The organism is Paenibacillus cellulosilyticus (assembly GCF_003182255.1).
Classification (GTDB): domain Bacteria; phylum Bacillota; class Bacilli; order Paenibacillales; family Paenibacillaceae; genus Paenibacillus_T; species Paenibacillus_T cellulosilyticus.
In genome coordinates, this window is record NZ_QGTQ01000001.1 from 395,703 (window position 1) to 407,570 (window position 11,868).

At 51.3% G+C, this 11,868-nt stretch carries 7 protein-coding genes; 2 read left to right on the plus strand and 5 right to left on the minus strand.

What is annotated here, in order from left to right; all coding sequences use genetic code 11:
* Positions 1 to 61: 61 nt before the first annotated feature.
* Both DFQ01_RS01685 and DFQ01_RS01690 read right to left on the minus strand, forming a co-directional pair.
* Positions 62 to 484, minus strand: coding sequence for a universal stress protein (locus DFQ01_RS01685; RefSeq protein WP_110042139.1), 423 nt, complete (start codon positions 482 to 484; stop codon positions 62 to 64).
* A gap of 202 nt (positions 485 to 686) precedes the next feature.
* Positions 687 to 6,452: a carboxypeptidase regulatory-like domain-containing protein gene (locus DFQ01_RS01690; protein ID WP_110042140.1), complete on the minus strand. Its 5,766-nt coding sequence runs from the start codon at positions 6,450 to 6,452 to the stop codon at positions 687 to 689.
* Between the two features lie 178 nt (positions 6,453 to 6,630).
* Between DFQ01_RS01690 and DFQ01_RS01695 the strand changes: the two genes are divergently transcribed.
* Positions 6,631 to 6,975, plus strand: a complete 345-nt coding sequence (locus DFQ01_RS01695) for a DUF4234 domain-containing protein (RefSeq protein WP_110042141.1) — start codon at positions 6,631 to 6,633, stop codon at positions 6,973 to 6,975.
* Positions 6,956 to 7,366 (plus strand): DUF2752 domain-containing protein, encoded by a 411-nt coding sequence (locus DFQ01_RS01700; protein WP_110042142.1) that lies wholly within the window; start codon positions 6,956 to 6,958, stop codon positions 7,364 to 7,366. The genes DFQ01_RS01695 and DFQ01_RS01700 overlap by 20 nt, the downstream gene beginning before the upstream one ends.
* A gap of 91 nt (positions 7,367 to 7,457) precedes the next feature.
* Here DFQ01_RS01700 and DFQ01_RS01705 read toward each other — a convergent pair whose 3' ends face one another.
* From DFQ01_RS01705 to DFQ01_RS01715, 3 genes are all read right to left on the minus strand, one after another.
* On the minus strand, positions 7,458 to 7,814 hold the full coding sequence (locus tag DFQ01_RS01705; protein WP_174812892.1) for a nucleotide excision repair endonuclease: 357 nt from the start codon (positions 7,812 to 7,814) through the stop codon (positions 7,458 to 7,460).
* 125 nt (positions 7,815 to 7,939) lie between these two features.
* The gene (gene fba, locus DFQ01_RS01710) at positions 7,940 to 8,797 is read right to left on the minus strand and encodes a class II fructose-1,6-bisphosphate aldolase (protein WP_110042143.1); all 858 of its coding nucleotides are present in this window, start codon (positions 8,795 to 8,797) and stop codon (positions 7,940 to 7,942) included.
* A 478-nt stretch (positions 8,798 to 9,275) separates the two neighbouring features.
* Positions 9,276 to 11,300, minus strand: coding sequence for an ATP-binding protein (locus DFQ01_RS01715; protein WP_110042144.1), 2,025 nt, complete (start codon positions 11,298 to 11,300; stop codon positions 9,276 to 9,278).
* Positions 11,301 to 11,868 lie beyond the last annotated feature (568 nt).

Below are 11,868 nucleotides of genomic sequence, written 5' to 3' on the forward strand. Positions count from 1 at the left end.
TCATTAAATCATCCTCTTACAGAGACAAGCCCTCATCATCAACGACGAGGGCTTGTTGTTTTTATTTCAACAACAAAACAGGACAGGGCGCATGCTGAGCTACCGCGTGACTGACACTGCCAAGCAGCATTTCTTTCACCAGACCAAGGCCGCGGCTGCCCATCACTATCAGATCGGCAAGGTTATCGGCTGCCGTATCACAGATAATGGTGGCTGGATCACCTGTCTGATGAATCGCTTGAAACAGTACGCCGGCTGCCTTCAGCTTACTAACGGCCGCATCAAGCACCTGCTTGTCCTCTGCTGCAATATGATGATCCAGCTCTGTGCCGAATATCGGCTCATTCAAAGCAAAGGATGCGTTGACATGAATAACGATCAGTCGGATATCGGACGATAATGTCTGGGCCAGCTTAATGGCATGCTCAAGTGCTTTGAACGCCTGCGGCGAACCGTCTACCGGAACAACAATTCGATTATACATCTCCTATACGCCTCCTCGACCATTCATTAGTTGTGTACACCATACCCTAATGATATACCCCATATGCCGTTAGTGTAAGCGCATCCAGTTGACTGCATTATGACTTACATCATTATGCAGCCAAGCCAACACAGTCCCCCTGCGCAACGCAATAAGGGTACCCATCCCCACACAAGGATGAGCACCCCTTCTACTTCCTGAACTATTCCTCTCCCTCATCTTCGAGCACAATATCGAGCACTGTCGTCTGCCCTGCGATGATGAGAGCCTCACGGACAACCGTCTGTTTCTCTGGGAAAGAGAACACAGCTGCGATGGTGCCTGGAGGCAAGTTCGTAAGTGTATACCGGCCACTTGCATTGCCGATCGTAGAGCGCATAAAGACATTGACGCTAACGCTTATCGGAAGAGCCGGCAGCTGTGGGCGGTTTACTCTCCTTCTTCTGCGCGTGGCTGCATGAATCTGTACCTGCTGCTGTGAAGCCGGTTGGCGCACAATGAGGAACACCTCTGCCAAAGACATATCAAGCGGTCGGCCATCCGTATCGCGGATCGTACCTGTCAGGTTGCCAAACTCAGACGGCAGGTCAAAATTAACTATCGCCGATCCGCCGCTTGCAATTTGAGCAATCTGCGCCGACGAAGCGTAGGTCGGTGCTGTCGCCGTTACAATATAGGAGCCCGGCGCCATGGAGCGGAAAGCATATCGTCCTTCTGCATCGCTTGCGATTGACTCGATGACAATCTTGCTCTCCGTCAGGACCGACAGCACGACACCAGAGACCGGTGCACCGGTAGCCGCGCTACGCGTAACACCGCTGATCGACAGCGGGCCCGGGGCAAGCGACACATTCAACGTCGCACGCTGGCCTGGCGAGAGGTTAGCCGTCGTCTGTCCGAACTGAAATCCTGGAACGACCGCTATTATCGCCGTCTCGCTCTGCGAGCCAGTGCCAACTAGGTAAAGTCCCGTGCTGTCCGTAACTCCCTGACCGACTATGATGCCGTTGCGATCGACAACCGTAACAAGTGCATCCGGTACAGGCTTCCCTGTCGATTGGTCCGTAATGGTACCATCCACCAGAGCGGTCGTCCGCCGCACCGCAAAATCCTGCCGAATCTGCTGCCCTCTTCCTGCAAAGAAGGAGGACTGTATCGTATTGTAACCCGAAACAGACAGATTAAGTGTGTAATTGCCCTCAAGCAGCTCCTCCAGTACATAGCTGCCATTATGATCGGTTGACGTCAAACTAAGCGGAGCGGCAAAATTGTTGAACGGCCGCAGCACGACGACGCCGTTCACAATCGGCAGTCCGGTCGCAGCATCGGTCACACGACCGATAATAGAGGCTGGGAGCGGCTGCAGCGCGAAGCTGTATTTGACCTCGGCACCGGGCGTGATCGTAAATCCCCCCTGGCTGGCCGCGAAGTTCTGCGCAATTGCGATACAGAGATAATCGTCCGGCGTCAGCTGCGGATAGCTGTAGCTGCCGCTGTTATCGGTCAACACCGTTGCCAGTTGAACCTGACTGCGCGTAAACAGCTTCACCTCTACCCCCGCCAATGCGGTACCATCCACAAGGTTCGTTACGAAACCGAAGACCGTTCCCGGATTCGGCTGCAGGCGAAAATCAATCGTAATGTTCTGACCCGGCAGCGTATTGAGGGCCGCCGACCGGGAGCCAAACCCTACCGCCGAAACGAACAATGTCAAGCGGGTGAGCGGTGAGGAGGACAACATGAACGTGCCGTTATTATCGGTAAAGGTCGTATCGATCGGAAACCCTGTTCGACCGTTCTGGCCGACTAACGCCCCCTCGATCGGCTTGGAATTCGAATCGTCGAATACTGTACCTGTAATTCGGATAACCTCCGGTACGAGCGTGAACGAGACTGACACCACCTGATTCGCTTCCAGAAAAATCGTCTGTGAATCGGTTACGAAGCCCGGTGCGGTGACACTAAGCTCATACGTGTTCGGAGGCAGGTCAGGAATATTGAACCGACCACTTCCATCTGCGAACTGTGTTGTGTACAGCGTGCCAGACACGGTAAACAGCCGAATCGACGTACCGTTGCTGTCCAGCGGCAATCCGCCAGCAACCATAATGGAGCCAGAAATGGTACCCGTCAGCTGCACGAGTGAGAGCGAAGCACTTGTCGTCTGATCACTTACAACCGTTGCTCCAATGACGCCAGTCGCATAGCCAGCGGCAAAGACGAGAATGGCATATGCAGCGGGGGCTAAGCTTGTAATGAGGAAATCGCCAAGCTCGCCTGAGACAGCGGCTGCGACAGTCAAACCCGACGCGTCGGATTGCCGGACTTGAATTTCCGCACCTGTAATGGGAAGTTTGGTCACGGCGTCGATTATATTGCCGCTAATACCGCCAGCATTCGCAATCAACACGAAATCGATGTCCTGTAAGCTTGCACCCGGCGTAATTTGTACTGCACCGATAACATTCGTGAAGCCAATAGCTGATACGATGAGGCTTAGCGTTCCCTGGGGCAGATTGCCGACAACATAATGCCCGAACTGTCCTGTCTGACCATCCCCACGTACAACCTCATTGCGATCGACTACAATAATCGTCGCATTCGTGATGGGATCACCCTGCTCACCTGTAACAGTCCCTGCGATAGAACCGGGATTCGCACGAAGCTGAATTATCGTTTCTGTTGTCTCTCCTGCCCGTATTGTGGCACCAACCGCATCAGCGGAAAATCCACTTGCTTCCGCAGTCAACGTATAACTGCCCGATTGTAGAAAAGGGAACCGGAACCCGCCATCGGCTATCGTATAGACACTTTGCAGAAGCGTGTTGTGAACGGTATAAAGCTTGATCTGTGCGATATCGACCACCGGATTGATCGTACCGACCAACACCCCTGTTACTTGTGTAATCGCGATATTCGCTACGGTGACCGTGTCGGGTACAACAACTGCTCCGGTCAGGTTATTCTCATATAGCGGGGCCGAGGCCAATATCGTATATCCGCCGGGTCGCAGACCGTCAAGTCGATAAAAGCCACTGCTATCACTTAGTGTAATTGCGAGTGCGATGCCGTTCTGCGTATAGGCCGCAATCGAAATGCCTGCGATCGGTTCGCTAGTTATCTGATCGGTAACGGTTCCCTGGATCGATCCAGGCTGTGGCAGCAAAATGATATTCGCTTCCGTAACCGTATCCGACAGCACTTCCCTTGTTACCTGATCCGTCCGGAAGCCAACTGCCGACACAGCAATCGCATAAAATCCCGGGGCAAGGTCACCGCTGACATAGCGACCGGTGAGATCAGCGAAAATGAGAGATATTTGTAATCCAATACTATTAATAATGGCTACGGCCACCGTCACATCCGTAATCGGCTCACGCAGATCATTCAGCACGACGCCTTCAATTCGGCCTGGATTGCGCAGCAGCTGGAATGACAAGGTCTCCTGTCCCGGCGGTTCAATCTCGATGACGCCGACCGTGCTTTGAAAGCCCTGCAGTGAAACATTCAGAAGGAAAAGCCCCGCTTGCAGATCGTTCACAATATACTGCCCCTGCTCATCTGTAAGTGTTTGGGTCAACAATGACATCGAAGACAGCCGATTGAAAAATACCCGGACACTAACGCCCGCCAGCGCTGTACCTGTCTCATCCGTTACGAAGCCACTGACCTCGCCTGTAAGTGACTCCAACTTAAATTGAACAACCGTATCCTGCAGCGGCTGAACCAACACCCCTAACGACTGAGTAGAGAAGCCCGCTGCCTCTGCACGGATGATATATACATCAGGGAACAGGCCCACGATGTTGAACTGTCCGTCGACATCGGTTGCGCTCTTAACAATAACCGTACTGTTCAGCAATACCGTCAGAACTGCATTCTCGACCGGCTGACCAGACGTCGTGATGACCGATCCGCTGATCGAGCCAGATTGACGAATGAGTGCAATGCTGACGAATGTATCCTGATTAGAGACGATCTGCACCCCCATCGACCGATTCGCAAAGCCGGACTCGTTCACAATGAGCGTATAGCTGCCAGGTGCAAGCGACGCGATACCAAATTGCCCAGCCTCGTCCGTTGACGTTGTCGTAAGCGTAATGCCATCGACATCCTGCAATATAAGCGAGACCCCCGGCAGAGCCGCTCCGCTTCCCCCCTCTTCTCGAACCTCTCCAGATAAACTGCCGGGCGCTGGCGAAAGTACCAAATCCACCGTAACGATTGCCCCCGCTCCTACACGTACAGCGGTAGATGCGGCAGTAAATGCCGGAGCAGTTGCACGGATGAGGTATACGAGATTCGGTACGAGCTGATTAACCGTATACTCCCCGTTTGCCGCAGTCGTCACTTCGATTAAGGATACTGTCTGATCGTTCGTTAATGATACAAGTGCGTCAGCAACCGGCTGGCCCGCCGATGTGGTAACTATACCCGTAACTCCGCCCGGACTTGGCTCCAATGCAAGATCGATCTGGAGGGCGGCCGCCGGCGTGATGTTCAATACACGGGATTGTTGTTGGAAGCCGTCAGCCCCTGCAACTAATCGAACCTGCTCCGCTGGGATGCTGGGGAAGGTATAGCGTCCGTTCGTATCTGTCATGGTCTCGCTAATCATGACACCTACAGAATCAAGCACACGCAGCGTTGCCCCTGGCACAATCGCGCCGTTCTGTGCAGACGTGACTGTACCTGATACGGTGGCCGGCTCTGGCACAAGCATCACATTCAATGTCACACTTTGTCCTGCCTCGATGGTTACCGGAAACTGAAGCGTCTGGAATTGTGCCAAGGAGAACTGAACCGTATAGCTGCCGGGCGCAATGCCCGTTAAGCCATATCCCCCTTCCGCGAACGAGAGAGTTTGCGGCGTACCTGCCGGAAGCAGCTGGACAAGCACATTTTGGAGCGGCTGCGCGGTATTTTTATTTTGAATAATACCCGACACGCTCCCTGATGCTTGTACTTGAACCTGCAACTCACCCGTCACACTAGGCAAAATGTTGCCGGTAAACTGATCGATCCCCGTTATAAGGAACGTATTGAGCGTCTGCGTGCCGGCGTTCGTTAGAATGATGTCGATGGAGGCCACCAGCAAGGCGGATGCACTGCTGTCCAAGCTCCCGATATTCCAGCTGAGCGTCCGCGTCGTCGCATTATAATTGGCACTGCCAACGGTTGTACTAAGCGGGGTTACATTCTGAATATCGCCTTCATTAAAAGGAAGTGACGCGAGAATCGTCGACGCGCCGCTAGAACCAGTGTTGCTCACTAGGAGCTGGAACTGCAAGGTGACGAGTTGACCGGCGTTCAACACCGCAGGCGGATTCACAAGCTGCTGCTGCGCTGTTAACGATGCACGAACGTTGGCCTGATTGAAGGTGACGATGTCGGAGAAAGGCAGCGAATCCTTGTCGAAGCTTCGCGTTGTCTGGGACGTGAAGAACAGCATTCGTATCGGCGTATTCGCATTAATGACAAGCTGGCTGAACAGCGTGCCCGTATCGAGGATGAAATCGAGAAAGTAGTTCGACGCACCTCCAAACGTAGAGCCGTCCTCTGTCAGCCGCGCACGCCCCAGATCAAAGTTATTGATCGGACGCGAGAAGTTCGCGTACTCATCGGGCGGGTCATCGAGTGGACTGCCGCTCTGCGCGCTGTTGCGGAACAAATTAATGTGACTGTTAGCGCCTGTTAGCGCCAGCATCCATTCATAGTTCGAAGAATCACCGTTAATGTCGAACAGAACGCCCCATACATTGCTTTGGAACGTCGTATTTACACGCGGATCACCCTGCAGCCGGAAGCGGAAATACGCATTTTGCCCATCATAGGCGTAATAGGCGGGAGGGAACTGTGCATCACCGACAATATCGAGGTAAACGGGGGTTACATCACCTGCAGGATCAGATGGGATCATTCCATTGACCCGTATCGGCACGAACTGAATATTCGATGGGAATGTCACGCTATGATGCCTCCTTATAACCGAGTAAACACGCTACTTCTAGCTATATGTAGGTGTCTAGCGCACCATAACTATCCCAATTTTCTAATGTTTTTGTAAGATGCTGTCGATATAGGTAGATGGGTCTATTCGCTTCCAAAAGCAGCCTACAATTCATAATGTTTAGGGATGGTGTCTCATGGTTCATGTAACACAACGCAGCATTGCACTCTCAATCATTCTTTCACTGGTAACTTGCGGAATCTATGCAATCTACTGGTTCATCGTCTTAACCAATGACGTTGGTAAGCTGAGTGGAGACAATAACTTCACGGGCGGCAAGCATTTCCTGCTTACGCTTGTCACCTGCGGCATCTGGTCCTATGTATGGGCTTATCAGGTTGGCAAGCACGTTGAGGAGGCACAGCGCCAGCGCGGCATGCACTCATCCGACAATTCGATCTTGTACCTCGTGCTTACATTCTTCGGGCTCGGCATTGTGGCATATGCGATTGCGCAATCGGATGTTAACAAAATGGCGTAATGTTCTAGCGCATCCCTCACAGCGGCGTTTGTTGGTTCGAGGCTCTTGGATCGTTGGTGCTGGTCTAACGTACTTACTCGTCTGGCTGCCGCTGACGGGAATCGGCATTCCTTGCGTCTTTCATCTAGCAACCGGGCTTTATTGCCCGGGCTGCGGCATTACGAGGGCTGTCACCAGTCTATTACATCTACAGCTTTATCAAGCATTCCGGTACAATCCGCTCGTCTTCACCCTTGTCCCGATCTACATCCTCTATTGGTTCGCCGTTAGAGGCCAGCATTTCCGGATGAGCAAAGTAACGATGGGCGTTATGCTCGCGATCACCATCGCTTTCGGTATTCTTCGTAATTTACCGGCTTGGGACTTTCTAGCCCCAACCCTCCTGAATTAGCGAGCCGTCAGGCAATGGCGAAATCGACAATCAATAGACAAAGGCGCTGCATATGCTGCAGCGCCTTTGTTGTGCTTGAACGAGGCTAACGTTACTTATACAACACCTTGTCCACGTTGTACTTCGCCCGGTACTTATTCACAATGTACGTCTCATAGATCTCACGTTCAACCGGATCCTCTACGATGTAGACCTCGATTGTAGCCACCTCTTCACGGTGGTTCTTCATTAGCGATACCGTATCTTCAAAATGCTTCTTGATTCTCGGCCGCAGCTTCCGCGCCTTCCCAACAAACAGCAGCTCCTGTTTATCGTTGTAGAATAGGAAGATCCCGCCCTTTTCTCTCGTAATGAGATGGAAGTCGGTAAACCCGTATATGTTGCTCATTTGCGGGTTCTTCTGCTTCTCGATCGATACGTCCATTGCCGGCATCGTGATCGTAATCACGTTCGTTCACTCCTCATCGTTAACCACAGTCTACAACCACACTATCATATCTGTCCGCCTAAACGCAAAAAAAGGATTGGACCGCTGCAGATGCAGCAATCCAACCCTTGTCCATTATAGATGGATTACGCTTTGTTCGACGAACCGAACTCACGGATTTTACCGATAACCGTCGTTTTAATCGCTTCACGGCCTGGTGCCAGGAATTTACGTGGATCGTAAACTTCAGCGTCGTTCGTGAGGATTTCACGAGCAACTTTCGTGAACGCGATTTGGTTTTCCGTGTTAACGTTGATTTTAGCCGTACCGCGAGCAATCGCTTTTTGGATGTGCTCCGTAGGGATACCCGTGCCGCCGTGCAATACGAGTGGCAGGCTGATCGTTTTGCAGATCTCTTCCATTTCAGCAAAGCCCAGTTTAGGCTCGCCTTTGTAAGGACCATGAACGGAACCAAGTGCTGGTGCGAGGCAGTCGATGCCCGTGCGTGCAACGATCTCTTTGCACTCATTGATATCAGCGTAGATAACGCCTTCAGCTACTACGTCGTCTTCTTGGCCGCCAACCGTACCAACTTCAGCTTCTACCGAAACGCCGCGTGCATGAGCGTATTCAACAACTTCCGAAGTGATGCGAATGTTCTCTTCGATCGGATCATGCGAAGCGTCGATCATAACGGACGTGAAGCCTGCGTCGATTGCCGCTTTACATTTGTCAACGCTCGAACCATGGTCGAGGTGGATTGCCACAGGAACTGTGATGTTACCTTCTTCGATCAGGGATTTAACGATTGCCGTAACAACCTTGAAGCCGCCCATGTAACGAGCTGCGCCTTCGGATACGCCCAGAATAACTGGCGATTTCTCTTCTTGAGCCGCCGCCAGGATTGCTTGCGTCCACTCGAGGTTATTGATGTTGAATTGACCAACTGCATAACCTTCCGCCAGAGCCTTGATAAGCATTTCTTTCATCGAAACCAATGCCATTGTAAATCCTCCTTAAAAATAATTACAGGTGTCAACCTTTCAATCATACCCAATTACAGCATTAGCTATAATCGGCCCGAACGGAATGGGGGCTTTCGGCTTTCCACGTTCACGTTCTACTTATATTCCTACATGTTATCACAAATTTTATTATAAAACTACCAATAGCAGGGCAGCAATTTGGAAACCGCTTCGCTGCACAATTGTGACTGCAAACCTATAGGTCGCCACTAGATATGACTTTCTTCCTCTTCGCTCTATTGCGTGTATGGAAACATTTTGTTGCGCTGTAAGTATTGAGTAGAGAGTCCGAGAATGGAGGTTTCCGTTGTCGATCATAAGACAGCCAAGCAGTTGAGGCGCTCTAGGCATCCGCTGGCGAGGAAGTGCTGTCACTTCGTCATTATGTCCCGAATGCCCGAATCATAGGCGCTGAGATTCGTACAAAAAAGAGCAGCAGGCGCGATGCCTGCTGCTCTTACTTCTTTTGGTCGATTGTCTTCCCTTCTGCAGGAAGGCGAATGGCAGCAACCGTTCCTTCACCCGCCTCACTGCTAAGCGATAGAACGCCGCCGTGAGCTTGGATGATTTTGAAACAAACCGTTAATCCAAGGCCCGTACCCGACTGTTTCGTCGTATAGAACGGCTCGCCTAGACGATCGATGACATGCTGTGGAATGCCGACCCCTTGGTCCACAATTTCAATTAATACGTCCCCTGCCTCATCCGTCCGAATCTGGATGCGCAGCGTCCCGCCCTCTGGCATCGCTTCGATGGCATTCTTCATCAGATTGACGAGCACCTGCTTAATCTGATTCACGTCACATAACACATTCGGCACATCCGGCCGTTCATCGATCTGAATGATGACATTCGTCAGAATGGCCTGCGAATCCATAATGGGCACGATATCTTCCAACATGCGTCCGATCCGATAGGAAACAAGCTGACTCAGCTGTCCAGGTCTCGAAAGCACCATAAATTCGCCGACGATATAATTGATCCGCTCCAGTTCAGTTAACATCATCTCGTAGTAACGCTGCTTCCCCTCTGCCGACCGATGCAGCAGCTGCGTGAAGCCTTTCAGCGCTGTCAATGGGTTGCGAATCTCGTGCGCCACGCCTGCCGCTAGCTGGCCAACGACCGACAGCTTCTCTGATTGAATCATCCGCTGCTCGGACAATTTACTCTCCGTTACATCGAGCAGTGTACCCGATATAGCCGGCCGTCCTTCATAGAATGCACCTGATGCCTGCATCTCCAGATAAAGCTCTGATTGATTGGATCCAAGCCCAGTTACACTGAGACGAGTCGTATGTCTCACATCCGATATCGACTGAAAATGCACCCTCAGCCTTGCCTGATCTGGCTCAGGTATGTATTCGGCCAGCGGCCTGCCGAGCATCTGTCCCGGCTTTACGCCAAATATGCTCTCAACCTGCTGATTTACATAGACGAGCCTGCCATCCTGCTCAATAAATACGCCGAATAAGGAGCTTTCGACGAAGTTCCGATAATTGATATCCGTCTGCAGCAGCGTCACACCGGCTGAATCCAGCTCATGGATACCTATGGTTAGTCTTACGACGAGCAGCACGATCGTAAGGATCGCGCCTACGCTGAATATCGTAAACTCTCCGTTATAGCAAATCATGACGATAAGTGCCGCATTGGCGATAAGAATGAGTCCATACCTACGAATAAACCAGGCGAAGGAGCCTTTTTGAGCCGTATCTCCACAAGCGGGACGGCGGGGATCCAGCTCCGGCAATGCGGCGAAGCCCGTCATCAAGATACCAAGCATCCAGCAAGCGTCCGATATCCACGAATTAGTACCGGGCAGCAAGTAAATAAACATCGTATTGCCGGCGAGCCGAAGTATGAATCCGAATAGCAGCAGCCGGTTGGCGCGCGAAGAGTATCCCGAACTGCCCGATAAAGTGAGATAAAGCAGCAAAAAAATAACGACCGCATTCGCTGAGGAGTTAACAAGAATATAACCGATAACGTCGCCGTTTATGTTATTATCCTGCCAGAACAAGGACTCAAGCTGAAGCTTCCAATACAGCGTGCTCGCAACCACGACAAGCAGCGCGATCTCGACAATGAAGCCGCGTGCCAACTTCGCTCCGCGAAGCCGATCTCGATACTGGTAATAGATGCCTATAATAATAAATCCATAGTATAGCAGCCACAGATATCCGGGGAAACCGAAATAAATCGGCTCGCTTCCTGTAAGCAACACGCGTGATATCCAGCCTATATGTGCAATCGTATGATCAATCATGCCAAGGCCGAAGAACAGCCATAGCTTCGACTGCTTGCCTGACAGTCGATAGGCCCGAAACATCATCATCATCGTATAGAAGGATGCGGACAGCTGAAGAAGGTTGCTGACAACGACGCCGGAGAACGATTCCTTACGCCAGAAAGCCAGCCAAATTGCGCATCCTGCTAAAAGCATGAAACCTAGGTGTACGTAATATTTCTTGTTATTTATCATGCTGCCCCCCAGATAGCCGTGCTATCGAGCCGATTATTCATGTTGAAATATTGTATTCGGTTTAATAGGTTAAACTCCTTCATTATGCAGCCACCTAGCTAACTTTATCGTTGCGATAACCGAGTCTTATCTTGGAATACTTCACTCAAGCAGTCGGATACAGGATATTCGCGTTCAATGAAGCTTTGAGAACGAATGCCCACAACAGGAGGATGCTGCTCATCCGGCCGGAGAGCAGCATATAGGATGCCTTCGACAAGACTTATTCCATCACTTCGGGATCGGTGCTGTTCAGGGATGGGAGACTGCTCGGGGATGGGTATTACCCAATTTAGAGGAACTACAAGATTCCGTTGCATCATTATAGCAAACAGATACCAGGACTAGGGTCGATTTCCGATAATAATGTAAAAACCCATAAACATACACCTAAATCGAATAAAAATAACCCCCGATCCCACAATGATAGTAGTTCGGAGGCTTTTATCCGTTTATGCGCATAATTACAGCAATCGTCTAACCAATGCGAATATCAAGCCGCATGAGCATGGATAAAACAGTTGTTGCG

Coding starts and splice junctions, on each gene's coding strand:
- DFQ01_RS01685 (WP_110042139.1), bottom strand. CDS start 484: ATGTATAATCGAATTGTTGTTCCGGTAGACGGTTCGCCGCAGGCGTTC.
- DFQ01_RS01695 (WP_110042141.1), top strand. CDS start 6,631: ATGGTTCATGTAACACAACGCAGCATTGCACTCTCAATCATTCTTTCA.
- DFQ01_RS01700 (WP_110042142.1), top strand. CDS start 6,956: ATGTTAACAAAATGGCGTAATGTTCTAGCGCATCCCTCACAGCGGCGT.
- fba (WP_110042143.1), bottom strand. CDS start 8,797: ATGGCATTGGTTTCGATGAAAGAAATGCTTATCAAGGCTCTGGCGGAA.
- DFQ01_RS01715 (WP_110042144.1), bottom strand. CDS start 11,300: ATGATAAATAACAAGAAATATTACGTACACCTAGGTTTCATGCTTTTA.